This window comes from Streptomyces xingningensis (assembly GCF_054957865.1).
In genome coordinates, this window is the sequence record NZ_JBDJPF010000012.1 from 1 (window position 1) to 25824 (window position 25824).

Consider the following 25824-nt stretch of genomic DNA (forward strand, 5'->3'; position numbering starts at 1 on the left):
AGCAGAAAACCCCACGGCGCGAGCCGTAGGAATCCCCCTCGTTTACGAGGGGGAGGATGTCAACGACAAGTACAACCCTCCGGTTCCTGACATCGTCGTCTTCGACAAGACGGGTCTCGATCTCTTCGAGGAGAAACACATCCCCGTGGAGAAGGCCGTCCTGATGGTCGAGGTGGTATCCCCGGGCTCGCGCCAGGACGATCGCGTCCGCAAGCCGGCTCTGTACGCGGCGGCGGGTGTCCCGTACTACTGGCGGGTGGAGCGGGCTGCGGGCAACCTCCCCGAGGTACACGAGTACTGGCTGCACCGTGACCGGGGCGAGTACATCCCGTGCCCCGAGCACCCGGTTCACACCGGCAAGCTGGAGACCGACCACCCCTTCCCCATCGCCATCGACCTGGCCGGTCTGGTCGAGTTGTGACCGCCCCCCGTCAGTGATCCGTAAGGACCACCGCCCCGCCCATCAGGACCGCGCCAAGAGGAACCCTCCCCACCCCTTCCACCCTCCAGGATGATCCACGCGGGGACGGCCGCTCCGGCCGTCTCGCGGTGCGAGCTGGAGGGTCCGGACGACCGGTGGAAACCGGCGGACCACAAAGACGCGCACCACCGGGAGAGCAGCCGGGTCGCCGAGGGGGGCGACGAGGCAGGGGGCCCGGTGGTCCTGGGGGCGCGGGGGCCCACAGGGATGCGCAGTCCGTGCCGTGAGGCGTCACCTTCCGGGGCGGTCGTCCGCGTCCAGAGCGCGGGGTGAACAATGGGGGAGTGACCCGAGCCTCCCTGGACAAGCAGCCGTATGAAGTCGCCGCCATGTTCGACGACGTGGCGGCCAAGTACGACCTGACCAATGATGTGCTCTCGCTCGGCCAGGCCCGGCTGTGGCGCAAGGCCGTGGCGAAGGCGGTCGCCGCCCGTCCCGGGGAGAAGGTGCTGGACCTGGCGGCCGGTACGGGCACCTCATCGCTGCCCTTCGCCGCCGATGGCGCCTATGTGGTCCCCTGCGACTTCTCGCTGGGCATGCTGCGCGAGGGCAAGAAGCGCAACCCCTGGCTGCCGCTGACCGCCGGTGACGCGACCCGGCTGCCCTTCGCGTCGAATGTGTTCGACGCCGTCACCATCTCCTTCGGGCTGCGCAATGTGCAGGACACCGATGCCGCGCTGGGCGAGCTGCTGCGGGTGACCAAGCCGGGCGGGCGGGTGGTGATCTGCGAGTTCAGCCACCCCAGCTGGGCGCCGTTCCGCACCGTCTACACCGAGTACCTGATGCGTGCCCTGCCGCCGGCCGCCCGCGCGGTGAGCAGCAACCCGGACGCCTATGTCTACCTCGCCGAGTCCATCCGCGCCTGGCCCGACCAGTCCGCGCTCGCCGCCCGGCTGCAGCGGGCCGGCTGGTCGAAGGTCGCCTGGCGCGATCTGACCGGTGGGGTCGTCGCATTGCACCGAGGCGTGAAGAATCCCTAGGCAGGGATGAGCCGTTCGGTAAAATCGTCCGGTAACCCCCCGCGGCGCCTCCCCCACGGCCCACATTCGCCCCATCTTCGGAGCGCTTATGCCGTTGTACTGTCCTGCCTGCGGTTCGCCCTTTGGATCTGATGCCCGTTTCTGTATGAAATGCGGGAAGGAGCGGCCGGAGTTGACGGGGCCGGGCGGGACCGCGGCCGGGGGCCCGTCCGCGCCTCCGCCACCGTTCCAGCCGCCGCCCCCGGCCGGGCCGCCGATGCCGGGGTATGCGCCGCCCCCGCCCCCGGCCCACCTTCCCCAGGCCCCGTACGGTCAACAGCCGTCCCCCGGCGCCCTGTTCGCGCGCCGTGTCTTCACCGGCGACTGGGCGAGCTCCGCCCAGGCCGCGCTGTGGCCGGTGGCGGTGCTGGTGATCGTCGCGATGGTCTTCTCGGCGCGGTCCGGCTCGGGAGAGTTCGGCAGCTGGTCCACCCGCTTCCAGACCGCCCTCGCCGTGCTGCTGCAGGGCCTCGGCGCCACCGCCGACATCGAGCGGGACAACGGCGCAGGCATCTCGGTGTCCCTCTGGGTGCTCTCCATGACCGCCCTGTGGATCGCCGCCACGATCATCGGTGCCCGTCTGCTGCGCCGCCGCTCCCATCCGGCCGGGTCCGCCGGGGACGGCCTGGCGGCGGCGATCCGGATCGCCCTGCTGGCCGCGCTCGCGGTGCTGGCGCTCGGCCTCTACGGGCAGCCGGACTTCGAGAGCGTCTCGGTCTCCACCACCCCGGTGCTCGCCGCCCTGCTCACCTTCGGCCTGACCGCGGTGCTGAGCGCGGCGGTGCTGTGCCGCGAGGCGCTGGCCCGGCGGGCGAGCGCCGGTGCGCTGCTGGCGATGCGGGCGTGGGGCACCGCACTGCGCGCCCTCGCCCTGTCGGTGGCGCTATGGGCCCTGATCGACTTCGTGATCATCCTCTGGCACCAGGACCAGCTGGACGACGGCTGGGACATCCCCTATCTGCTGGTGGCACTGGGCAACTTCGCGATGCTGTCCTTCGGGGTGTCCTGGGGCGCCGACGCCGAGTACTCCGGTGGCGGCGACACCGGCTATGGCGATCTCGACTCCATTGGGCCCGGACGTCATTGGCACGGCGGTGCCGGACTCTCCCAGGTCGGTGACCAGTGGGGCGGCTGGGCCCAGACGGGCGTGGTGGCGGCGGGCGTGCTCTGTGCGCTGACGCTGACCCTGCTGGTAGTGCGCCGGGCGACGGCGGGCCGCCAGGAGGCGGTGCTGTCCGGGGTGTTCTTCCTGGCCGCGGTGTGGCTGCTGTCCCTGGTCTCCGGATTCTCGGCCAAGGCGACGGCCAACCGCCCCCGCGCCTACGGCCCGCGCGTCGGCAGCACCGAATTCGGCATCAACGCGGGCGAGTTCCTGCTCTTCGGGCTGGCGTGGACGGTGGGTGCCGTGCTGCTGGCGATGCTGATCCAGAGCTCGCGGGGCGCCGGCGGGGTGCGACCGGGCCCGTATGGGCCCCCACCGCATCCGCCGATGCCGGGGTATGCGCCGCCCCCGCCCCCCGGCCGGCTGCCCACGGTCATCGACCGCGGGGCGTCGTCCGGCCCGCCGTGGTCCACTGCGCACCGGCGCGGGCGTGCCCTGCGCTGGGCGGCCGTCGGCGCGGCCGCCTTTGTGGTGGGCGGTGCGGTCGCCGGGGGTGTGCTGCTGCTGAAGGACGACGGCAAGGGCGAGCGGGCCAAGCCGAAGCCACCCGTGGTCGCCCTGCCCGGCGGGCAGCCGTCCGCGGGCGCGTCCCCGCCGGCGGGCGTGTCCCCCTCGGCGAGCGAGTCCCCGTCCGCAAGCCCGTCCACGGCGGACACTCCCACCCCCGACGCCCAGGCCACCCGGCCCCAGGGCGACCCGCCCGCGGGCTATGAGCGGGTGACGGACCCGCAAGGCTTCTCGCTCGCCGTGGTCAAGGGCTGGACCCGGGAGGAGAAGGGCAGCGGCCAGACCGACTACCACGGTCCCACCGGCCCCGAGCACCTGCGCGTCGGCATCCTCAAGGATGCCAAGCAGTCCGTCTACGACCACTTCCTGGAGATGGAGAAGGTGGTCGCCCGGCAGGAGGGCTATCGGCGCGTCCAGCTGACGCGGAACACCTTCCAGGGCAGGCCGGGCGCGCTGTGGGAGTGGACCTGGACCGACCACGGCCGGACCATGCGCGCCAACGACCAGGCGTATGTGGATGATTCGGGCACCGAATATGCCATTCTCTTCCAGGGCCGGGACTTCCCCTCCGCCACCCGCGACCGGACCTTCCAGGCGGCCCTGGACTTCTGGTCGGCCGGACCGCCGAGCCGGTGACGCGGTGATCCGGGCGGCCGACGGCCGGTCCGCCGCCCGCCGCCGGCCGCCCGGCTCATAGACTCGGCGCAGACCCACCCCTTGGCTGAACGGGAGAGCCGACGTGACCGAGTTCCCTGCCGGACACACCGCCGATGTGATCGTGGTCGGGGCCGGGCCCGCCGGCTCCGCCACGGCGTACCACCTGGCCAAGGCCGGGCTTGAGGTGCTCCTCCTGGAGAAGACGGCCTTCCCCCGCGAGAAGGTGTGCGGCGACGGCCTCACCCCGCGCGCCACCAAGCAACTGGTCGCGATGGGCATCGACATCTCCGAGGAGGCGGGCTGGCTGCGCAACAAGGGCCTGCGCATCATCGGCGGCGGTGTCCGCCTCCAGCTCGACTGGCCCGAGCTCGCCTCGTACCCCGACTACGGACTGGTCCGCAAGCGGGACGACTTCGACGAGCAGCTGGCCCGGCAGGCCGTCAAGGCGGGCGCCCGGCTGTATGAGCGCTGCAATGTCGGCGCCCCCGTCACCGACGACCGTACGGGCCGCATCATCGGCGTCGAGGCCAAGCTGGGGGAGGAGAAGACTCCCGTCACCTTCCGTGCCCCCCTGGTGGTCGCCGCCGATGGCAACTCCTCCCGGCTCTCGCTGGGCATGGGCCTGCACCGGCGCGAGGACCGCCCGATGGGCGTGGCCGTCCGCACCTACTTCACCTCCCCGCGCCACGACGACGACTACCTCGAGTCCTGGCTGGAGCTGTGGGACCGCCGCGGTCCGCAGGACCGGCTGCTGCCCGGCTACGGCTGGATCTTCGGCATGGGCGACGGCACCAGCAATGTCGGGCTCGGGGTGCTCAACACCTCGAATTCCTTCCGGGAGTTGGACTGGCGCGAGATCCTCAAGGCCTGGTGCGCCTCCATGCCCGAGGACTGGGGCTACACCCCCGAGAACATGACCGGCCCCATCCGTGGTGCCGCCCTCCCGATGGCCTTCAACCGCCAACCGCACTACACCCGCGGCCTGTTGCTGGTCGGCGATGCGGGCGGCCTGGTCAACCCCTTCAACGGCGAGGGCATCGCCTATGCCATGGAGTCGGGCCAGATCGCCGCCGAGGTCATCGTCCAGGCCCAGGCCCGCGCCTCCCACGCCCAGCGCGAGCTGGCCCTGCAGCGCTACTCCAAGGTCCTCAAGGACACCTATGGCGGCTACTACACGCTCGGCCGCGCCTTTGTGAAGCTCATCGGCAACCCCAAGGTCATGAAGCTGGCGACGGAGCGCGGCCTGACCCACCCGCTGCTGATGAGGTTCACCCTCAAGATGCTCGCCAACCTGACCGACCCCACCGGCGGCGATGCCATGGACCGCATCATCAATGGACTGAGCAAGGTGGCGCCCAAGGCATGACCCACCCTGGTCCCCGTGGGGTACTGTCCCAAGTGCCTGCTGAAACGCATGAAACACAAGTGTCTGCTGTTTTCGCTGGGAAGGGCCTTCCGTCATGTCACTCCACAGCCACGAAGAGGACCAACTCTCCCGAACACGCCGGGAGTTCGCCCGGCAGGCCGTCACATTCGAGGACTCCCGGCTGAACGGCGCCTTCACCGGTCGGCTGCGGGAACTGGGCGACTTCGCCGACCCCCGTCCGCATGACGTCTGCCTGGAAGTCGCCTGCGGTACGGGCCTGGTGGCGCGCGCGCTCGCCCGGCGCACCCGCCATGTGACGGCGCTCGACGCGACCCCGGAGATGCTGGCCGCGGGCAAGCTGCAGGCCGATGCCGAAGGCGCCCGGAACGTCGTCTTCCAGCAGGGCGACGCCGGTCGGCTGCCCTTCCTGGACGACTCGTTCTCCCTGGTCATCACCCGCTTCTCGCTGCACCACATGGCCTCCCCGCAGACCGTGGTGCGGGAGCTGCTGCGGGTCTGCCGGCCGGATGGGCGGGTGGTGGTGGCCGACATGGTGGTGCGCCCGGAGTGGGGCGGGGACCCGGACCGGCTGGAGCGGCTGCGGGACCCCTCGCACGGCACCACGCTGACCGCCGAGCGGATCGCGGAGCTGCTGTCCTCGGCGGGCGCCGAGGTGGCCCCCGCCCAGGTGACGGACGTGGAACGGCCGTTGGGCCCGTGGCTGGAGCAGGCCCGCACCCCGGACGAGGACGCCCGGCGGATCGAGCGGGAGCTGAGGGCCGAGCTGGCCGGCGGCCCGGCGACCGGACTGCGCCCGCTCACCGTCGACGGGGAGCTGTGGTTCACCCACCGCCACGCCTGGCTGACGGCGGTGCCGGTCTGACGCCAACTCCGCGGCACTGGCAAGGCGCATGCCGTCAGTGCTCCGGGCGCCGCGGCCCGCCGCCCGAGTATGAGCACTCAGGCCGCCGCGGGCAGAACCATTCCTCTCCCGGAAGGAAACCCCTTTGCCGCGCCCGTCGCGCGCTGCTGGAATGCACGGATGGACAAAGCGAAGGTACTCGGCGAATTCGACGACCGAATGCGGCGGAACGGCGTGCCCGACGGCCCCACCGCCCGCATTGAGCGGGTGGGCGAGGTGGTGCGCCAGACCACTCCCGATGGCAGCGGAAACTACATCCTCTGGTCCGGCCTGGACGAACGCACCGCGGACGCGGCCATCGCCGAACAGGTGCGGTACTTCACCTCGCTCGGCCAGGACGTCGAGTGGAAGCTCTACTCCCACGACCAACCGGCCGACCTCGGCGACCGGTTGCGCGCGGCGGGCTTCGTTCCCGAGGAGCCGGAGACCCTGATGGTGGCCCGGATCCACGACCTGCCCGTCGACGTCCCTCTCCCCGCGGGCGTCCACTTGCGCCCGGTCACCACCCCGGCCGATGTCGATCTGGTGATGGACGTCCACGACCAGGCATTCGGCACCGATGGCAGCCGCATCAAGCGGCAGCTGCTGGCCCAGCTGGCCGGGCAGCCCGACACGGTCTTCGGCTACCTCGCCATGGCCGGTGACACCCCGGTGAGCTCGGCCCGGATGGAGCTCTACCCCGGCACCGGCTTCGCGGGTCTCTGGGGCGGCGGCACGGTGGAGGCATGGCGGGGCAAGGGCATCTACCGCGCCCTGATCGCCCACCGCACCCGCCTCGCGGCCGAGCGCGGATACGAGTACCTCCAGGTCGACGCCTCCGACCAGAGCCGCCCGATCCTGCAGCGGCTGGGGTTCGCGGCGTTGAGTGTCACCACGCCTTATATGTATGAGCCGGTGGGGCGGTTGTCCGTGGCCTGAACCCGGCTGCGGCCACGGGTACTCATGTTCTGAAGGCGCCGGACTTGACACCATGGAGAAGCGCGCAGAGCTTGGCCGCCGCCATCATGAGTACACCTGCATCACCAGCAACGCCAGTATCGTCTTTATCTCCAGCGACACCAGAGCGAGGGCAAGTGCCACCGTCACCTGCAGAGTGGCACTGATCCAGGCCCGGGCCGAGTACAGCCCGATGGCGATCGCCGAGCAGACCGCGGCGATGATGATCAGGCAGACCTGGGCGAGACCGATCAGGTCGGGCAGCGACGGTGCGCCGTGCGTCCTGGAGTACTCCTCCCCGTAGGACCGCCCCATCATGACCAGGACAAAGCCAAGACCGGCCACCGCGACGCACTCCAACAGCAGCAGGCCAAGGGCGATCAGCAGATCGGTGTACCAGGGCACGCCCTTGCCGCGGTCGTGATCACGGCCGCGCGGCGGCAGGTCGGAAGGGCGCACCGGTGGGGCGGCGGGAAGCGGAGTCATGCCCTCAGCGTCTCGGGAGGGGGGTCCCGCCGCCTGAGTACGCGTACTCAGCCCGCCATCAGCGGATGTACCGGTGCCGGCTGGTGGTCATGGAGCCGCCGTGGGAAACCGGTTGTCGTGCCATCCGGCCGCTGCTGGAGGGATGGCCCCGGCCCGGGCTCCCTCGGCGCGGTGGCGTCGGCCCTATGCGGCGGCGTCGGCCCTGGCGGTGGTGCCGCCGCCCTCCAGGACGGCCTCCACGTCAACAGTGACGTCGACCATGTCACTGACGACTACCCCGCCCCGGTCGACCACGTCGTTCCAGCTCACCCCGAAGTCCTGGCGGTTGAGACGGGTCGTGGCGGTGAAACCGGCCCTGCGCCTGGGCCCGGCGTCGCGGCCGTCTTCCCACCAGGGGGTGTCCCACTGCCCCAGGTAGGTGACATCGAACGTCACGGGACGGGTCGTGCCCCGGATGGTGAGATCCCCGGTGACCTCGAATTCGGTCGCGCTCGCCTGATGGACGCCCGTCCCGCTGAAGGTCCATTCCGGATGGGCCGCGCAGTCGAAGAAATCCGCGCTGCGGAGGTGGGCGTCGCGCTGTTCCTGGCCCGTGTACACCTGGGCCGCGTCGATCACCGCCTCCACACGGGCTTTCTCCGGATCGTCCGGGTCGACCTCCAGTGAGCCGCGCACGTTCTTCAACTGCCCGCGCACATAGGCGACCATCATGTGCCGGGCGCGGAATTCGGCGCCGGTGTGGCCGGGTTCGAAGAACCATCTGGTGATACCCATGGCACCTCCCGGGCAGGGGCTCCGCCCCTTCGGACCTGCCCCCTTCCGCCAGGATAGGACGCCATGGAATTCTCCGCGCCTTCGTGTGCCCTGGGCCGCTACGGCCTCTGCGCGCCCCACACCGGCCGGTGTGGGGCCCCCTGATCTCCTGGCTCGTCTCCCCAATAGTCTCTGCCATGAGATCAGGACGCGCCTTGTGTAAAGGATGGACACCCCCATGCCCGCTTACGCCATCATCAACGTCGATGTGCTCGATGAGGAGGCCGGTTTGGCCTATGCGTCCGTGGCCCAGGAGTCCATCCTCGGCCACGGCGGCCGCTACCTGGTTGCGAGCCCCACGCCCGAGCCTGTCGAAGGTACCTGGGAGTCCTCTCGGGTCGTGGTCATCGAGTTTCCCGATATGGGCCGGCTCCGGGAGTGGTACGACTCCCCGGAGTACCGGCGTGCAAGGGAGATACGAGAGGGCAAGGTCCGAGTGGGGATGCTGTTCGTCGAGGGCGCGCCGCCCGAGGGTTTCTCCCTCCCGGCCTGAGCGGATGCAGTGAAACGCGCCGCTGTTCCCGCGCCGTACAGCCTGACTGTGGGCGCGGGCACCGGGCCGGTGAGGCCGGGCACCAGGCCCGCCGGCCGGTCGCGGGCTGGCCCATGGACTACCCCTCCAGCAACGCCCGTCCCAGCGGTGTCAGGGAGTGATGCACCGACGACCCCATGCGCTGCGTGGTGATCAGGCCGGATGCCCGCAGTACGGTCGCGTGCTCGCTGGCCGAGGCGGGGGAGACGCTTGCGCGCCGGGCGAGTTGGGCGGTGCTGCCGCCGGTCGCGGCGGCGTCCAGCACTCGGGCCCGGGTGCGGCCCAACAGGGCGGTGAGCTGGGTGAGTTGGCTCTGGCCGGTGATGGCGGGGGCCAGCACCGACTGGTAGGTGCCCAGTTCGCGGGCGACCGGGTAGCGCACCTCCAGCGGTGCGTCGGGGTCGGCGCTGTCCAGGCGGAACACCGGGGCGGTGAGGAAGAAGGTCGGGGTGAGCAGCACTCCGCGCCCCGCCAGCTGGAGGTCGACGTCCATGGTGCAGGGCGCGTGCAGCACGGGGAACTCCCAGCGCAGCGCCGGGTGGAGCGTGCTGAGCAGGTACTCCACTCCATGGTCGGCGAGGACCCGGGCCCGGTGGGCGCGGTCGGCGTGGGCGCAGGCGGCGAGCTGGGGCCAGTAGGGCGCGATGGCGGCGTCGTAGTAGTTGCGGAAGGCCCGGTCCACCAGCAGGGCGGCCTCGCGGTCGCCGGTGTGCAGCCGGCCTATCCACTGCGGTACGGACGGCCGCCACTCCTCGGCTATCGACAGGTCGGCCGTCCAGATGCGGCGCGGCATGCTCCAGGTGGCCTGGAGGCTGTGGTCCAGGGAGATGGAGTCGCGTACCCGGATGAACGCTTCCGGTACGTACTCGTCCAGCCCGGCCGGAGCGAGCTCCAGCAGGGGGCGGACCGTCGGGCCCAGCTCTCGCAGGGTGCGCTGCCGCCAGCCGTCCAGGGCGGGGGCGCCCTGCCAGGGGTTCTGCAGCAGGGGCAGGCTGAAGGTCGCTTCCGCCAGCGGGTCGGGTGTGGCGGTGATCCTCACCCGGCCGAGGTCCTCGGGGGCGAAGTGCAGGCGCAGCGTCATGGGTGTTCCTGGCGGTGTGTGTGGGGGGGATGGCGCACAGGGGGTAAAGGAACACGTCCTTCCAATTATGGTAAGCCGAGCCGGTACGTCCGGTTTCGGGCAGGACCGAAGGGCTTTGTGTGCGGGGGTGGTCACCCCGCAGAATCCGGGTCGGGTCGCCGTCCGGACGGCGACCCGGACGCCGGCCGGTACGGCGTGGGCCCGGGTGCCCTGTTGACCCACGGGGGATGTGGGGCAACGGGGGAAGGGCACCGGGGAATGCCGAGGGGCCGCCGTCCCGAGCGGGGACGGGACGGCGGCCCTTGGGCCAGGCACGGGTGCGTCATATGGCGCGCATCACATCGATCCCTCCCTTGCGGGGACGGTCGGTGCCATGACCGCTCGCGGGTACCGGGCGTTGTCAGAGGTGGGTGGCACGATGAGGACCTACGTCCCGCACTCAGCAGGAGCGATGCCATGGACTACGCACGTATGCGCGCCATCGCCGAGGAACTGTCCGCACTGCCCGGTGCCGGCAAAGTCGAGATCTCCGACGGCAGCATCGTCATGATGATGAGTCCATCGGGCACTCATGAGTTGGTGGCCATGCGGCTGCGCCGCCAGCTGGACAGGCAGCTTCCGGATGAACTGGTGGCGCACACCGGCGGAGACGTCGAGGATCCGTCGCTCGGGATTCTGCGCCGCCCGGATCTGGTCGTCCTTCCGGAAGCCGCGATGGACACGCTCGGCCCCTTTCACCCGCGAGACCTGGAGCTGGCCGCCGAGGTCGTCTCGCCGTCCAACCACGCGAATGACTACGCACAGAAGATGCGTGACTATCCGGCCCTGGGCATCCCCTGGTATCTGCTGATCGACCCGCGCAAGGGGACCGTGGCGGTCATGTCCGACCCCCGGGGCCTGGATGGTGACGGGCACCGTTGCTATCAGGCACGCCACAACTACGTCTTCGGCGACACCGTCCCGGTCGGGCCGTGGACCGTCGACACCTCCGAGTTCCCCCGGTACCACTCCTGACGTCAGTGCTGCCGAATGTCCGAATTCGCCTGTATCCGAAGGGCTTTGTACGCACGGACGCACCTGTCGCAGAATCCGGAACCGGGTCGCCTGAACATCGGCCCGATTCCGGTAGGGCGTGAGCCCGGCTGTCGCGTTGGCCCGGGAGGGCACGGGGGAAGGCGGCCGGGAACGCCCAAGGGCCGCCGTCCCGTGGGGGGACGGCGGCCCTTGTTCATGCATTCACGTGTTCATGCATTCACGCCGGATGTGCCGGAGCTCGTCACATGACGCGGACCGCGCCGGTGGGCGGGTCGTAGCTCAGGTCGCGCTCGACAACGCCGCTGCTGGGGTTCTGCGCGCCGATGAACTTGCCGCCGCCGATGTAGACGGCGACGTGGTAGGCGCTGCCCGAGGAGCCCCAGTAGAGGATGTCGCCGGGCTGGAGGTTGCTGAGGCCCACCTGGGTGCCGGCGGCCGACTGGTCCTGCGAGACGCGCGGCAGGTCGATGCCGATCTGCTGGTAGGCGGTCATGACCAGGCCGGAGCAGTCGTAGGAGGACGGGCCGGTGGCGCCGGACACATAGGCCTTGCCGACCTGGGCCTGGAGGAAGGAGAGCAGCGTCGCGGTACTGCCGGTCGCGTGCGAGCTCGACTTCGAGGCGGAGGAGGAAGAGGAAGAAGAGGAGGACGACGAGTCGGAGGAGTCCGAAGAGTCCGAGGAGTCGGACGACGCGGCCTTGCTCTTGGTGCTGAGGGAGGCGCGCTGGGCGTCGCGGGAGGCACGGGCCTCCGCCTCGGCCTCGCGCTTCTGCTTGGCCTCGGCGGCCTTGCGCTCGGCCTCGGCCTTGCGGTCGGCCTCCTGCTTGGCCTTCTTGGCCTCGGCCCGGGCGTGCTCGGCCGCCTTGTCCACCTGCGCTCTGACCTGGTACTCCACGGCGGTCTGCTGCGTGGCGTCCGCGCTCTGCGCGATCGAGGTGGCGAGCGCGGCGTTCAGCGCCGGCATCTCCATCGTCGACTCGACCGGCTTCTCGGCGGCGTTGGCCTGGGCAGCCGCGGTGACAGCCAGGGTGCTGAGGACGCCACCGGCAACACCCGTACGAACGACCCAGGACTGGGTCACCGGGCGACGGGGCTTCCGGTGGCTGGTTATGTGCGCGTTGGGGGACATGGGACAAGGGCTTACCAGTCAGCGCAGGTTGAGTTCAATACGAGTGGCGTAGGTCACAATTGGCTTGCAGGGGGCCGAAATTCGACATCCGGGCCCCGGAGACAGCCTCCACCTATACCTGCCGGAAATCGTGATCATGCGCCTGTGCATGGCATTTGGGCACCGTCGGAGATCGGCCGGACGGCATATCACGTTTCGGTCTCGGCCGTCGAGGCGTCTTCCCGGAGGCGGTCGCCGGATGCCTGGCGGCGTGGTGGAGTTCACGCCCCGTCCCTCCCGGATGCGCGCTCGTGAAGAGAAGCGCGAGCCGCCCTCAAGGGGTGGGGTGACCGTGGTCGCCCCGGCGGGTGGCATTCCTCTATCAGTTGACGGCAGGGTTTGCCAATTTGCATGTAGGGCCCATGTCTTGATAGGGCCGCACCGCTTCCACCAGTGCGTAAGCGCTGAAATATCACCACTGGTGATCACTCAGAAGCTTCGCGTATGAAGATCACCGCTCATCCGACTTGATGATCGTTCGTCAGGTGGTGGAGATCACAAACGCGGTGGCGTACGCCGTGTCGCAGATCACAGACTGCCAGGCATAAGATGCCCTCGACCCGGGCTTGTGAACTGCCTCACATGGAGAGGATCTTCACGGTGAATTCGCTTTGTGTTCGGCGGGATCCGCGGTCCGCGCGGGCGGAGCGCCTGCCGGGTCCGGCCAGCCAGCAGCAGTCAGCGTCGACTGGAAGGAGCGGGGAGCGGTGAACGCCTATGCGCCCATCCTCGTACTGGGAGCCCTCGGTGCGGGCTTCGCGATCTTCTCCGTGGTCATGGCATCGCTCATCGGGCCCAAGAGGTACAACCGCGCCAAGCTCGAGGCGTATGAGTGCGGCATCGAGCCGACCCCGCATCCGGCCGGCGGCGGGCGCTTCCCGATCAAGTACTACCTGACGGCGATGCTCTTCATCGTCTTCGACATCGAGATCGTCTTCCTCTACCCCTGGGCCGTCAGCTTTGACGCCCTGGGGCTGTTCGGGCTCGTCGAGATGCTGCTCTTCGTACTCACCGTCTTCGTCGCCTACGCCTATGTATGGCGGCGCGGCGGCCTGGAATGGGACTAGGGGGCCACACCGCACATGGGACTCGAAGAGAAGCTGCCCAGTGGGTTCATGCTGACCACCGTCGAACAGGCGGCGGGGTGGGTCCGCAAGGCGTCCGTCTTCCCGGCCACCTTCGGCCTGGCCTGCTGCGCCATCGAGATGATGACGACCGGCGCCGGGCGGTACGACCTCGCCCGCTTCGGCATGGAGGTCTTCCGCGGCTCCCCGCGCCAGGCGGACCTGATGATCGTGGCCGGGCGGGTCAGCCAGAAGATGGCGCCGGTGCTGCGGCAGGTCTACGACCAGATGCCCAGCCCCAAATGGGTCATCTCCATGGGGGTCTGCGCCTCCAGCGGAGGCATGTTCAACAACTACGCGATCGTGCAGGGCGTGGACCACATCGTGCCCGTCGACATCTATCTGCCCGGCTGTCCACCACGTCCCGAGATGCTGATGGACGCGATTCTGAAGCTGCACAAAAAGATCCAGGGCGAGAAGCTCGGACCCCATCGCAGGGAAGCGGACCGCCAGGCGGAGGAGGCGGCGCTCAAGGCCCTGCCCCTGCTGGACATGCCCCTCTCTACTGGAAAGAAAGGGCTGCCGCAGTGAGCGAGCAGGAGCGAACCCCCCGGACCCCCGAGGAGCAGGTCCCCGCCCAGCGAGCGGACGGCGGCGAGGCCATCGGGGTCCGGCATGGCATGTTCGGCGCCAACAACGGGGGCGATACCAGCGGATACGGGCGCCTGGTGCGGACCGTACGGCTGCCCGGCGAGGCCACCCGGCCGTACGGCAGTTGGTTCGACGAGGTGGCGGACGAGCTGGAGGGCGCGCTGGAGGAGCAGGGGCTCGTCCCGGCGAACGCCATCGAGAAGACCGTCGTCGACCGGGGGGAACTCACCTTCCACATCGCCCGCGAGCATCTGCCGCGGGTCGCCCGGACCCTGCGCGACGACCCCGCGCTGCGCTTTGAACTCTGCACCGGAGTCAGCGGGGTGCACTACCCCGGCGACAAGGGCCGCGAGCTGCACGCCGTCTACCACCTGCGCTCGATCACCCACAACCGGCTGATCCGGCTGGAGGTCGGTGCCCCCGACGACGACCCGCATGTGCCGTCCATCGTCGATGTCTACCCGACCAACGACTGGCACGAGCGCGAGACCTATGACTTCTTCGGGCTGATCTTCGACGGCCATCCGGCACTGACACGGATCATGATGCCGGACGACTGGCAGGGCTTCCCGCAGCGCAAGGACTACCCCCTCGGCGGCATTCCCGTCGAGTACAAGGGCGCCCAGATCCCGGCTCCGGACCAGCGGAGGTCGTACAGCTGATGTCCACACCCGCCCACCCGTCACCCGACCACCACCCCTCATCGAGTCCCTTCGGGACACAGCACCCGTCAAGCTCCCGCGAAACCACCGAGGGCACGGTCTACACCGTCACCGGCGGCGACTGGGACGAGATCACCACCGCCGCCCAACGGGCCGATGACGAACGCATCGTCGTCAACATGGGCCCCCAGCACCCCTCCACCCATGGAGTGCTCCGACTCATCCTGGAGATCGACGGAGAGACGGTCACCGAGGCCCGGGCCGGCATCGGCTATCTGCACACCGGCATCGAGAAGAACCTCGAGTACCGCAACTGGACGCAGGGCACCACCTTCGTCACGCGCATGGACTATCTGATGCCGCTCCACAATGAGACGGCGTACTGCCTGGGAGTCGAGAGGCTGCTCGGCATCGAGGAGCAGGTCCCGTCCCGGGCCACGGTGATCCGGGTGCTGCTGATGGAGCTGAACCGAATCTCCTCGCACCTGGTGTACATCGCCACCGGCGGCATGGAGCTCGGTGCCACCACCATCGCGATCTTCGGCTTCCGCGACCGCGAGATGGTGCTCGACATCTTCGAGCTGATCACCGGCCTCCGCATGAACCACGCCTATGTGCGCCCCGGCGGGCTGGCCCAGGACCTGCCGCCGGGCGCGGTGGACCAGGTGCGCGAGTTCGTCAAGAAGATGCGCAAGAACCTCCTGGAGTACGACAAGCTCGCCACCGGCAACCCGGCCTTCAAGGCCCGCCTGCAGAACGTCGGTCACCTCGACCTCACCGGCTGCATGGCGCTCGGCGTGACCGGCCCGATACTGCGGGCCGCCGGGCTCCCGCACGACCTGCGCAAGTCACAGCCCTACTGCGGCTATGAGACCTATGACTTCGAGGTGCCGACCGGCGACACCTGTGATGCCTATGGGCGCTTCCTGATCCGGCTGGAGGAGATGCGGCAATCGCTGCGCATCGTCGAGCAGTGCCTGGACCGGCTCCAGCCGGGTGCCGTGATGGTCGAGGACAAGAAGATCGCCTGGCCCGCGCAGCTGGCGCTGGGGCCAGACGGACTCGGCAACTCCCTGGACCACATCAAGAAGATCATGGGCACCTCGATGGAGGCCCTGATCCACCACTTCAAGCTGGTGACCGAGGGATTCCGGGTGCCGCCGGGACAGGTGTACGCGGCCGTGGAGTCGCCCAGGGGCGAGCTGGGCGTGCATGTGGTGAGCGACGGCGGCACCCGGCCGTACCGGGTGCACTTCCGCGACCCGTCCTTCACCAACCTCCAGTCCATGGCGGCGATGTGCGAGGGCGGCCAGGTGGCCGACGTCATCGTCGCGGTGGCGTCCATTGACCCGGTGATGGGAGGCGTCGACCGGTGAGCGTCGCACGCGCGGCCGCCGGGCCGCAGACGACAGCGATGGCCGCACCTCTGCGCCGCGCGGGCGGAGAAGCGAACGGGGTGGAGGGGTGCGTCGCACGCGCGGCCGCCGGGCCGCAGATGACAGCGATGGCCGCACCTCTGCGCCGCGCGGGCGGAGAAGCGAACGGAGGGGCACGGTGAGTGAAGTCAGTCTGGGGATGCCGGAGTTGCCTGCGCCCGGCTATCCGGCCGAGGTGCGGGCGCGGCTGGAGAGCGATGCGCGTGAGGTGATCGCCCGCTACCCCGACAGCCGCAGCGCGCTGCTGCCGCTGCTGCACCTGGTGCAGGCCGAGGAGGGGTATGTCACCCGCACCGGCATCCGCTTCTGCGCCGAACTGCTCGGCCTCACCACCGCCGAGGTGACGGCGGTCTCGACCTTCTACACCATGTACCGGCGCAAGCCCAGCGGCGACTTCCAGGTCGGGGTGTGCACCAACACCCTGTGCGCGGTGCTGGGCGGCGACGCCATCTTCGACGCCCTGCGCCGCCACCTGGGGGTGGGCAACGGCGAGACCACCGCCGACGGCAAGGTCACTCTTGAGCACATCGAGTGCAACGCGGCCTGCGACTACGCCCCCGTGGTGATGGTCAACTGGGAGTTCTTCGACAACCAGACCGTGGACAGCGCCAAACGGCTGGTCGACGAACTGCGTGCCGGGCACACCGTCGAGCCCACCCGTGGCGCACCCCTGTGCACCTACCGCGAGACCTCCCGCGTGCTGGCCGGCTTCCCCGATGAACGGCCGGGCGCCGTCGAGGCGAGCGGCGGGGCCGGACCGGCCTCGCTGGCCGGACTGCGGCTGGCCCAGGGCGAGGGCGGCCCCCGCGTCGGACCCCCACGCACCGCACCGCCCCACCGGCCGCAGCACCCATCCGAGGAGGGGGAGGGATGACCGTGGCACCGGAGATCAGTGAAACCAGCCCCGAGAAGCTGCTCGCACCCGTGTTGAGCGCCTTCTGGGACCAGCCCCGCTCATGGACGCTGGAAACCTATGTGCGCCACGAGGGCTATGCGGGGCTGCGCAAGGCCCTCGCCATGACCCCCGACGAGGTCATCGCCTATGTGAAGGACTCCGGGCTGCGCGGCCGCGGTGGCGCGGGCTTCCCGACCGGGATGAAGTGGCAGTTCATCCCGCAGGGCGACGGCAAACCGCACTACCTCGTCGTCAACGCGGACGAATCCGAACCGGGCACCTGCAAGGACATCCCCCTCCTCTTCGCCAACCCGCACTCCCTCATCGAGGGAATGATCATCGCCTGCTACGCGATCCGCTCGGACCACGCCTTCATCTATCTGCGCGGTGAAACCATCCCCGTGCTACGGCGGTTGCACGAGGCCGTACGCGAGGCATACGCGGCGGGCTATCTCGGCCGGAACATCCTGGGCAGCGGACTCGACCTCCACATCACCGTGCACGCGGGAGCAGGCGCCTATATCTGCGGCGAGGAGACGGCCCTCCTCGACTCGCTCGAAGGACGCCGCGGCCAGCCCCGGCTCCGACCCCCCTTCCCCGCGGTCGCGGGGCTCTATGCGTGCCCCACTGTGGTGAACAACGTCGAATCCATCGCCTCGGTTCCCGCGATCCTCAACAAGGGCAAGGAATGGTTCCGTTCGATGGGCAGCGAGAAGTCCCCGGGCTTCACGCTCTACTCCCTCAGCGGCCATGTCGCGAGCCCCGGCCAGTACGAGGCACCGCTCGGCATCACCCTGCGCCAGCTGCTGGGCATGAGCGGCGGCATGCGCCCCGGCCACCGGCTCAAGTTCTGGACCCCGGGCGGCTCTTCGACCCCGCTGCTGACCGAGGAGCACCTGGACGTACCGCTGGACTACGAGGCCGTGGGCGCCGCCGGATCGATGCTCGGCACCAAGGCCCTGCAGTGCTTCGACGAAACCACCTGCGTGGTGCGGGCGGTCACCCGCTGGACCGAGTTCTACGCCCATGAGTCCTGTGGCAAGTGCACCCCCTGCCGCGAAGGCACCTACTGGCTCGTCCAGTTGCTGCGAGACATCGAGGCGGGCAAGGGCCGGATGGCCGACCTCGACAAGCTCAACGACATCGCCGACAACATCAACGGCAAGTCGTTCTGCGCCCTCGGCGACGGTGCCGCCAGCCCCATCTTCTCCTCGCTGAAGTACTTCCGCGAGGAGTACGAACAGCACATCAGGGGCAAGGGCTGCCCCTTCGACCCGGCCAGGTCCACGGTGTGGGCGGACGGGCCCGACTCGCACTCGGAGGTGCGTGCATGACAGTCACCACGTCAGCCCCCTCCGGCGGGGGGAACGCGGCCGTACCACCGGACGACCTGGTCTCCGTCACCATCGACGGCATCGCGATCTCGGTCCCCAAGGGCACCCTGGTGATCCGCGCGGCGGAGCTGCTCGGCATCGGGATCCCGCGCTTCTGCGACCACCCGCTGCTGGACCCGGTGGGCGCCTGCCGGCAGTGCATCGTCGAGATCGAGGGCCAGCGCAAGCCGATGGCCTCCTGCACCATCACCTGCACCGACGGGATGGTCGTCAAGACCCAACTGACCTCGCCGGTGGCCGAGAAGGCCCAGCGCGGAGTGATGGAGCTGCTGCTCATCAACCACCCGCTGGACTGCCCGGTGTGCGACAAGGGCGGTGAATGCCCGCTGCAGAACCAGGCGATGACCGCCGGACAGGCCGACACCCGCTTCGAGGGCCGCAAGCGCACCTATGCGAAGCCGATCCCCGTCTCCACGCAGATCCTGCTGGACCGCGAGCGCTGTGTGCTGTGCGCCCGCTGCACCCGCTTCTCCAGCGAGATCGCCGGCGACCCGATGATCGAGCTGCTGGAACGCGGCGCGCTGGAGCAGGTGGGCATCGGCGAGGGCGACCCCTTTGAGTCGTACTTCTCCGGCAACACCATCCAGATCTGCCCGGTGGGGGCGCTGACCTCGGCGGCCTACCGGTTCCGGGCCCGGCCCTTCGACCTGGTGTCCTCGCCGTCGGTGTGCGAGCACTGCGCGGGCGGCTGCGCCACCCGCACCGACCACCGGCGCGGCAAGGTACTGCGGCGGCTGGCCGCCGACGACCCCGAGGTCAACGAGGAGTGGCTGTGCGACAAGGGCCGCTTCGCCTTCCGCTACGCCCAGCGGCCGGAGCGGCTGGAGACCCCGCTGGTGCGCAACGCCCAGGGCGTGCTGGAACCGGCCGGCTGGCCGGAGGCGCTGGCGGCGGCGGCCCGCGGCCTGGCCGCCGCACGCGGCCGGGCCGGGGTGCTGACGGGCGGCCGGCTGACCCTCGAAGACGCCTACGCCTACGCCAAGTTCGCCCGGGTGGCGCTGGACACCCATGACATCGACTTCCGGGCGCGGGTGCACAGCGGTGAGGAGGCCGACTTCCTCGCGGCGTGCGTGGCCGGGCGGGGCAGGGACCTCGACGGCTCCGGGGTGACATACACGGCGCTGGAGAAGGCCCCGGCCGTGCTGCTGGCGGGGCTGGAGGCGGAGGAGGAGGCGCCCGGGGTCTTCCTCCGGCTGCGCAAGGCCTGGCGCAAGCACGGCCAGCGCACCTTCTCGCTCGCCACCCATGCCACCCGCGGGCTGACCAAGGTGGGCGGCACCCTGCTGCCCGCCGCGCCCGGCACCGAGACCGAGTGGCTGAGTGCGCTGGCGGCATCGGCCGACGGGGCCCCGGGGCTGGACGCCGACGGCCGGGCCGCCGCCGACGCGCTGCGCGCGGACGGCGCGGTGATCGTGGTCGGCGAGCGGCTGGCCGGGGTGCCCGGTGCGCTGACCGCCGCCATGGCGGCGGCGACCGCCACCGGGGCGGCGCTGGTGTGGATGCCGCGCCGGGCCGGTGAGCGCGGCGCCCTCGAGGCGGGTGCCCTGCCCGGACTGCTGCCCGGCGGACGCCCGGCCACCGATCCGCGCGCCCGGGAGGAGACGGCGGCCGCCTGGGGCATCGGCGAACTGCCGCGCAGCCCCGGCCGGGACACCGGCCAGATCGTCGAGGCCGCGGCCGTCGGCGAGCTGGGCGCCCTGGTGGTGGCCGGCGTCGAGGTCGCGGACCTGCCGGACCCCGCCCGGGCCCGCGCGGCACTGGACGCCATCGGCTTCCTGGTCAGCCTGGAGCAGCGGCCGAGCGAGGTGACCGACCGGGCCGATGTGGTGTTCCCGGTGGCCGCCGTGGCCGAGAAGGCGGGCACCTTCGTCAACTGGGAAGGAAGAGCTCGCCCGTTCGAGGCGGCGCTCAAGCCCGACCAGATGACCCGGCGGCACGTCATGGCGGACGCCAGGGTGCTGCACATGCTGGCCGATGCGATGGACGCGCGGCTGGCCCTGCCCGATCTGCGGGCCGTACGGGCCGAGTTGGCCCGGCTCGGCCGCTGGCACGGCGGATATGCCGCCGGACCCCAGGAGCCCGCCCGGCCGTGGTCCGAGCCCGCCGAGGGCGAGGCGCTGCCGGCCGGTCATCGGCTGCTGCTCGACCAGGGCCGGCTGCAGGACGGCGATGACGCGCTGGCCGGCACCCGGCACGCCGCGCTCGCCCGGCTCTCGGCCACCACCGCCGCCGAGGCGGGCGTGCGCGACGGCGAGACGCTGGCCGTGCACGGCCCGGCCGGGACGGTCCGGCTGCCGCTGCGCATCACCGCCATGCCGGACCGGGTGGTCTGGCTCCCGCTGAACTCCACCGGAGGCGGTGTCGCCTCCGACACCGGGGCGCGCCCCGGAGAGCCCGTACGGATCGGCCCCGACACCGATCCGGGCGAGGACACCGAAGCCGAGGCACCGGAGGTGCGGTCGTGATCGCGGTTGCGGGGTGGGAGCCCGGCTCCCTGCATCAACTGGCCGCCGAGGACCTGTCGATGTTCGGCCGGGACCCCTGGTGGCTGGTGCTCCTGAAGGCGGTCTTCTGCTTTGCGTTCGTGATGCTGACCGTGCTGGTGGCGATCGTCATGGAGCGCAAGATCATCGGGTGGATGCAGCTGCGCATCGGCCCCAACCGGCACGGCCCCTGGGGCATGCTGCAGTCCCTCGCGGACGGCGTGAAGCTGATGCTCAAGGAGGACCTGGTCGTCAAGCGCGCGGACAAGGTGGTGTACATCCTCGCGCCCATCGTCGCGGCCATCCCGGCCTTCATGGCCATCGCGGTGATCCCCTTCGGCCCGGCGGGCAACGAGATCTCCATCTTCGGCCACCGCACCACCATGCAGCTCACGGACCTGCCGATCGGGGTGCTCTACATCCTGGCCACCGCCTCGGTGGGCATCTACGGGATCGTGCTGGGAGGTTGGTCCTCCGGCTCGACCTATCCGCTGCTCGGCGGGCTCCGGTCCTGCGCCCAGATGATCTCCTACGAGATCGCGATGGGTGTCTCCTTCGCGGCCGTCTTCCTCTACTCGGGGTCGATGTCGACCTCGTCGATCGTCGAGGCCCAGCACAACCGCTGGTACGTCCTGCTGCTGCCGGTGTCGTTCATCATCTACATCGTGGCGATGGTCGGCGAGACCAACCGGGCGCCGTTCGACCTTCCCGAGTCCGAGGGCGACCTGGTCGGCGGCTTCAACACCGAGTATTCCTCGATCAAGTTCGCGATGTTCATGCTGGCCGAGTACGTCAACATGGTCACGGTCTCGGCGGTCGCGGTGACCCTGTTCCTGGGCGGCTGGCGGGCTCCGTACCCCGTCTCGGCGTTCTGGGACGGCGCCAACCACGGCTGGTGGCCGCTGCTCTGGTTCGTCATCAAGCTTCAGCTGCTGCTCTTCTTCTTCATCTGGCTGCGGGCGACGCTGCCCCGGCTGCGCTACGACCAGTTCATGAAGCTGGGGTGGAAGGTCCTCATCCCGGTCTCGATGGTCTGGCTGATGCTGGTGGCGACGGTGCGGGCGCTGCGCAACGAGAACTACGACTTCCAGTCGATCGTGCTGTACATCGCGGGCGCGGTCATCGCCATCGTGCTGCTCTCGTTCGTCGTCGACATCTTCCGGGAGCACGAGGGGCGGGAGCCCGCGGAGCCCGGCCCGGGGGGCGGATTCGATCCGATGGCGGGCGGGTTCCCGGTGCCGCCGCTGCCGGGTCAGACGCCGCCGCCGGTGCCGCGCCGGCCCTCCAGGCAGCAGCGAGAGCTCATTGTCAGTGGCGGAGTCGATACTGTGCGTGACGGAAAGGAGGGTGACGGTGTCAGCTGAGTCTTCCCGCAGGGCCGGCTCTTCTCGCGAGACCGGTTCTTCTCGCAAAAACCCGGTGGCCGGCTTCGGTGTGACGTTCAAGGACGTCTTCAAGAAGCGCCTCACCGAGCAATATCCGGAGTACAAGAAGCCCACCGCGCCGCGCTTCCACGGCCGCCATCAGCTCAACCGGCACCCGGACGGCCTGGAGAAGTGCATCGGCTGTGAGCTGTGCGCCTGGGCCTGCCCGGCGGACGCCATCTATGTGGAGGGCGCGGACAACACCGACGAGGAGCGTTACTCGCCGGGCGAGCGCTACGGCCGGGTCTACCAGATCAACTACCTGCGCTGCATCCTGTGCGGCCTGTGCGTGGAGGCCTGCCCCACCCGGGCACTGACCATGACCAACGAGTACGAACTGGCCGACCGCAGCCGGGAGTCGCTCATCTACACCAAGGAAGAGCTGCTCGCGGGCCTGGAGGAGGGCATGGTCGACACCCCGCATGCGATCTATCCGGGGATGACCGAGCAGGACTACTACCGCGGTCTGGTGACCGAGCGGGCGCCGGGCACGGTGCGCCAAGTGGCCGTTTCCCAAGGGGAGAAGCCCGCGGAAGAGGGGGCGGAGGCATGAACATCGCCGCGGCTTCCACCACTTCGACGGGCGAGGCGGTGCAGTTCTGGGTGCTGGCCGTGGTCGCCGTGCTGGGCGCGCTGGCCACGGTGCTGATGAAGAAGGCGGTGCACAGCGCCCTCTCGCTGGCCGGCACCATGATTGTGCTGGCGGTGTTCTACCTCGCCAATGGCGCGTATTTCCTGGGGGTCGTGCAGATCGTCGTCTACACCGGCGCGGTCATGATGCTCTTCCTCTTTGTGGTGATGCTGGTCGGTGTCACTGCGGCCGACTCGCTCAAGGAGACCATCAGGGGCCAGCGGTGGCTGGCCGCCCTGTGCGGGCTGGGCTTCGCCGTGCTGCTGTTCGCCGGGATCGGCAATGCCTCGCTGCACCACTTCAACGGGCTGGGCCAGGCCAACTCCGGGGGCAATGTGGAGGGGCTGGCCGCCCTGATCTTCACCAAGTATGTGTTCGCCTTCGAGATCACCGGCGCCCTGCTGATCACCGCGGCCGTCGGGGCGATGGTGCTCACCCACCGGGAGCGCACCGAGCGGGCCGCCACCCAGCGCCAGTTGGCCGAGCGGCGGGTGCGGGCGGGTGAGCAGGTGACACCGCTGCCCGCCCCCGGCACCTATGCCCGGCACAACGCGGTGGACATCCCGGCCCTGTTGCCGGACGGCAGCCCGTCCGAGCTCAGCGTCAGCGAGACGCTGCGGGCCCGGGGTCAGATCCGTGATGTCTCGGGCGAGGCGCTGGAGGAGCTGGCGGCGCTCGAGCAGCGGTCGCAGCAGTGGCTGGAGCGCGACCGCAGCGAGGACCCGAAGGGGGCCGCCAAGTGAATCCGGTCAACTACCTCTATCTTTCCGCCTTGTTGTTCACCATCGGGGCCGTCGGGGTGCTCATCCGGCGGAACGCGATCGTCGTCTTCATGTGTGTCGAGCTGATGCTGAACGCCTGCAATCTGGCGTTTGTCACCTTCTCCCGGCTGCACGGCAATCTGGACGGCCAGATCTTCGCGTTCTTCACCATGGTGGTGGCCGCCGCCGAGGTCGTGATCGGCCTCGCGATCATCGTGTCGGTCTTCCGCGCCCGTCACTCGGCCTCGGTCGACGACGCCAGCCTGCTGAAGCTGTAAGGGGACGCTGACGTGGAGAACCTCATCGGACTGCTCGTCCTGGTGCCGCTGTTGGGCGCGGCGGCGCTGTTGTGCGGCGGGCGCAGACTGGACCGCGGCGGGCCCTGGGTGGGCACGGCGCTCGCGGCCGTGTCCTTTGCCCTGGGCGTGGTGCTGTTCGCCGACATGCTGGGCAAGAGCGGTGCCGGTCGCACGCTGAAGGTGACGGTGTTCCAGTGGGTGCCGGTCGGCGGCTTCCGGGCGGATGTCGGCTTCCAGCTCGATCAGCTGTCCATGACCTTTGTGCTGCTGATCACCGGGGTGGGCACGCTGATCCACCTCTACTCGGTCGGCTATATGGCGCACGACGAGCGCAAGCGGCGCTTCTTTGGCTACCTCAACCTCTTCCTCGCCGCGATGCTGCTGCTGGTCCTCGCCGACAACTACCTGCTGCTGTATGTCGGGTGGGAGGGCGTGGGCCTGGCCTCGTATCTGCTGATCGGCTTCTGGCAGCACAAGCCGAGCGCGGCGACCGCGGCGAAGAAGGCGTTCATCGTCAACCGGGTCGGCGACATGGGGCTGTCGATCGCGATCATGATCATGTTCGCCACCTTTGGCACCTTCGCCTTCGATTCGGTGCTCGCCGACGCGGGCCGGGCGGGCGAGGGCAAGCTCACCGCGATCGGCCTGATGCTGCTGCTCGCGGCGTGCGGCAAGTCGGCCCAAGTGCCGCTGCAGAGCTGGCTCGGAGACGCCATGGAGGGCCCGACCCCCGTCTCGGCCCTCATCCACGCGGCCACCATGGTGACGGCGGGCGTCTACCTCATCACCCGCTCCGGGGCGATCTTCGAGGGAGCGCCGGACGCCCAGACCGCGGTGGTCACGGTCGGCGCGGTCACGCTGCTCTTCGGTGCGATCGTCGGTTGCGCCAAGGACGACATCAAGAAGGCCCTGGCGGGCTCGACCATGTCCCAGATCGGCTATATGGTCCTGGCCGCCGGGCTGGGGCCGATCGGCTATGTCTTCGCGATCATGCACCTGGTGACCCATGGCTTCTTCAAGGCGGGTCTCTTCCTCGGTGCGGGCTCCGTGATGCACGGCATGAACGACGAGGTGGACATGCGGCGTTACGGCGGCCTGCGGAAGTACATGCCGGTCACCTTTGTCACCTTCGGCCTGGGCTATCTGGCCATCATCGGCTTCCCCGGACTGTCCGGCTTCTTCTCCAAGGACAAGATCATCGAGGCGGCCTTCGCCAAGGGCGGCACCGAGGGCTGGATCCTCGGCGGCGCGGCCCTGCTGGGCGCGGCCATCACCGCCTACTACATGACCCGGGTGATGGTGCTGACGTTCTTCGGCGAGCAGCGCTGGGCCGCTGGCGCGGCCGAGGGCGCGGGGGGCGCGAGCTCCGCCGCGCACGACGGGTCCGGTGCCGCGTCCGGCGGTCGGCCCGGCGGTGAGATGCCGCATCCCCACGATCCACCCAAGACCATGATCGTTCCGATGGTGCTGCTTGCCGCAGGTTCCGTCTTCGCCGGCGGGCTGTTCAGCATCAATGACGCTTTCCTCAACTGGCTGGAGCCGGTGACCGGGCACCAGGAGGGCAACTCGCCGGTCAGTGCCCTCACCGTCACCGGGGCCACCATGGCCGTCCTGGTGGTGGGCGTCGCCCTCGCCTGGGCGCAGTACGGCCGGGGGCCGGTGCCCGGCACCGCCCCGCGCGGCTCGCTGCTCACCCGGGCGGCCCGGCGCGATCTGCTCCAGGACGACTTCAACCACCTGGTGCTGGTGCGCGGCGGGGAGCATCTCACCCGCAGTCTCGTCTATGTCGACCACAAGCTGGTCGATGGCGTCGTCAATGGCACCGCCGCCTCGGTCGGCGGCCTCTCGGGCCGGATGCGCCGGCTGCAGAACGGCTTTGCGCGGTCGTACGCGGTCTCGATGTTCGGCGGCGCGGCGGTGCTGATCGCCGCGACCCTGCTGATGAGGGCGGTTTAAACG

The 25824-nt window shown here is 69.9% G+C and carries 23 protein-coding genes and 1 pseudogene; 20 read left to right on the plus strand and 4 right to left on the minus strand.

Annotated features, from left to right (window positions below; translation table 11 throughout):
- The 6 genes from ABCR83_RS08865 to ABCR83_RS08890 all read left to right on the plus strand — a co-directional run.
- The coding region (locus ABCR83_RS08865) for a Uma2 family endonuclease (protein ID WP_462694311.1) at positions 1-421 on the plus strand (421 nt) is incomplete at its 5' end.
- Positions 422-765: 344 nt separating this feature from the next.
- A complete protein-coding gene (locus ABCR83_RS08870) occupies positions 766-1461 on the plus strand; it encodes a demethylmenaquinone methyltransferase (RefSeq protein WP_462694312.1) in 696 nt (231 codons plus the stop codon).
- A 172-nt stretch (positions 1462-1633) separates the two neighbouring features.
- Complete coding sequence (locus ABCR83_RS08875; protein WP_462694313.1) at positions 1634-3805, plus strand: hypothetical protein; 2172 nt, start codon at positions 1634-1636, stop codon at positions 3803-3805.
- Between the two features lie 103 nt (positions 3806-3908).
- Entirely contained in the window at positions 3909-5192 is a 1284-nt protein-coding gene (locus tag ABCR83_RS08880; protein ID WP_462694314.1) for a geranylgeranyl reductase family protein, read from the plus strand.
- 94 nt (positions 5193-5286) lie between these two features.
- The gene (locus ABCR83_RS08885) at positions 5287-6075 is read left to right on the plus strand and encodes a class I SAM-dependent methyltransferase (protein WP_462694315.1); all 789 of its coding nucleotides are present in this window, start codon (positions 5287-5289) and stop codon (positions 6073-6075) included.
- 159 nt (positions 6076-6234) lie between these two features.
- Positions 6235-7032 (plus strand): GNAT family N-acetyltransferase, encoded by a 798-nt coding sequence (locus tag ABCR83_RS08890; protein ID WP_462694316.1) that lies wholly within the window; start codon positions 6235-6237, stop codon positions 7030-7032.
- 84 nt (positions 7033-7116) lie between these two features.
- On the opposite strand, the gene ABCR83_RS08895 is transcribed toward ABCR83_RS08890, so the two are convergent.
- Together ABCR83_RS08895 and ABCR83_RS08900 are read right to left on the minus strand one after the other, a co-directional pair.
- The gene (locus tag ABCR83_RS08895) at positions 7117-7536 is read right to left on the minus strand and encodes a hypothetical protein (RefSeq protein WP_462694317.1); all 420 of its coding nucleotides are present in this window, start codon (positions 7534-7536) and stop codon (positions 7117-7119) included.
- 183 nt (positions 7537-7719) lie between these two features.
- Positions 7720-8310 carry a YceI family protein gene (locus ABCR83_RS08900; protein ID WP_462694318.1) on the minus strand — a complete coding sequence of 197 codons (591 nt, stop codon included), beginning with the start codon at positions 8308-8310 and terminating at the stop codon, positions 7720-7722.
- A 217-nt stretch (positions 8311-8527) separates the two neighbouring features.
- Here ABCR83_RS08900 and ABCR83_RS08905 point away from each other — a divergent pair, with 217 nt between their 5' ends.
- Positions 8528-8842 (plus strand): DUF1330 domain-containing protein, encoded by a 315-nt coding sequence (locus ABCR83_RS08905; protein ID WP_462694319.1) that lies wholly within the window; start codon positions 8528-8530, stop codon positions 8840-8842.
- A gap of 118 nt (positions 8843-8960) precedes the next feature.
- On the opposite strand, the gene ABCR83_RS08910 is transcribed toward ABCR83_RS08905, so the two are convergent.
- A complete protein-coding gene (locus ABCR83_RS08910) occupies positions 8961-9962 on the minus strand; it encodes a winged helix-turn-helix domain-containing protein (RefSeq protein WP_462694320.1) in 1002 nt (333 codons plus the stop codon).
- A gap of 456 nt (positions 9963-10418) precedes the next feature.
- On the opposite strand from ABCR83_RS08910, the gene ABCR83_RS08915 reads away from it, so the two are divergent.
- Entirely contained in the window at positions 10419-10976 is a 558-nt protein-coding gene (locus ABCR83_RS08915) for a Uma2 family endonuclease (protein ID WP_462694321.1), read from the plus strand.
- A 262-nt stretch (positions 10977-11238) separates the two neighbouring features.
- Here ABCR83_RS08915 and ABCR83_RS08920 read toward each other — a convergent pair whose 3' ends face one another.
- Complete coding sequence (locus ABCR83_RS08920) at positions 11239-12126, minus strand: C40 family peptidase (protein WP_462694322.1); 888 nt, start codon at positions 12124-12126, stop codon at positions 11239-11241.
- A 746-nt stretch (positions 12127-12872) separates the two neighbouring features.
- Here ABCR83_RS08920 and ABCR83_RS08925 point away from each other — a divergent pair.
- The 12 genes and pseudogenes from ABCR83_RS08925 to nuoL all read left to right on the plus strand — a co-directional run bounded on the left by ABCR83_RS08925 (position 12873) and on the right by nuoL (position 25821).
- The gene (locus ABCR83_RS08925; RefSeq protein ID WP_462694323.1) at positions 12873-13232 is read left to right on the plus strand and encodes an NADH-quinone oxidoreductase subunit A; all 360 of its coding nucleotides are present in this window, start codon (positions 12873-12875) and stop codon (positions 13230-13232) included.
- A 15-nt stretch (positions 13233-13247) separates the two neighbouring features.
- Complete coding sequence (locus ABCR83_RS08930) at positions 13248-13820, plus strand: NuoB/complex I 20 kDa subunit family protein (RefSeq protein ID WP_462694324.1); 573 nt, start codon at positions 13248-13250, stop codon at positions 13818-13820.
- Positions 13712-14542: pseudogene (locus ABCR83_RS08935) on the plus strand (NADH-quinone oxidoreductase subunit C); the annotation flags it as partial. The gene ABCR83_RS08930 and the pseudogene ABCR83_RS08935, both read left to right, overlap by 109 nt.
- The gene (locus ABCR83_RS08940; protein ID WP_462694325.1) at positions 14542-15918 is read left to right on the plus strand and encodes an NADH-quinone oxidoreductase subunit D; all 1377 of its coding nucleotides are present in this window, start codon (positions 14542-14544) and stop codon (positions 15916-15918) included. The pseudogene ABCR83_RS08935 and the gene ABCR83_RS08940, both read left to right, overlap by 1 nt.
- 199 nt (positions 15919-16117) lie before the next feature.
- Positions 16118-16852, plus strand: a complete 735-nt coding sequence (gene nuoE / locus ABCR83_RS08945; RefSeq protein ID WP_462694413.1) for an NADH-quinone oxidoreductase subunit NuoE — start codon at positions 16118-16120, stop codon at positions 16850-16852.
- A complete protein-coding gene (gene nuoF, locus ABCR83_RS08950; protein WP_462694326.1) occupies positions 16849-18207 on the plus strand; it encodes an NADH-quinone oxidoreductase subunit NuoF in 1359 nt (452 codons plus the stop codon). Before nuoE ends, nuoF begins: the two co-directional genes overlap by 4 nt.
- Positions 18204-20732 (plus strand): NADH-quinone oxidoreductase subunit G, encoded by a 2529-nt coding sequence (locus ABCR83_RS08955; RefSeq protein ID WP_462694327.1) that lies wholly within the window; start codon positions 18204-18206, stop codon positions 20730-20732. Before nuoF ends, ABCR83_RS08955 begins: the two co-directional genes overlap by 4 nt.
- Before the next feature lie 59 nt (positions 20733-20791).
- On the plus strand, positions 20792-22114 hold the full coding sequence (nuoH, locus tag ABCR83_RS08960) for an NADH-quinone oxidoreductase subunit NuoH (protein ID WP_462694414.1): 1323 nt from the start codon (positions 20792-20794) through the stop codon (positions 22112-22114).
- On the plus strand, positions 22104-22727 hold the full coding sequence (gene nuoI / locus ABCR83_RS08965) for an NADH-quinone oxidoreductase subunit NuoI (RefSeq protein ID WP_462694328.1): 624 nt from the start codon (positions 22104-22106) through the stop codon (positions 22725-22727). The genes nuoH and nuoI overlap by 11 nt, the downstream gene beginning before the upstream one ends.
- Complete coding sequence (locus ABCR83_RS08970) at positions 22724-23548, plus strand: NADH-quinone oxidoreductase subunit J (protein WP_462694329.1); 825 nt, start codon at positions 22724-22726, stop codon at positions 23546-23548. Before nuoI ends, ABCR83_RS08970 begins: the two co-directional genes overlap by 4 nt.
- Positions 23545-23844 (plus strand): NADH-quinone oxidoreductase subunit NuoK, encoded by a 300-nt coding sequence (nuoK, locus tag ABCR83_RS08975; protein WP_462694330.1) that lies wholly within the window; start codon positions 23545-23547, stop codon positions 23842-23844. Before ABCR83_RS08970 ends, nuoK begins: the two co-directional genes overlap by 4 nt.
- Before the next feature lie 12 nt (positions 23845-23856).
- Complete coding sequence (nuoL, locus tag ABCR83_RS08980) at positions 23857-25821, plus strand: NADH-quinone oxidoreductase subunit L (protein ID WP_462694331.1); 1965 nt, start codon at positions 23857-23859, stop codon at positions 25819-25821.
- Positions 25822-25824 lie beyond the last annotated feature (3 nt).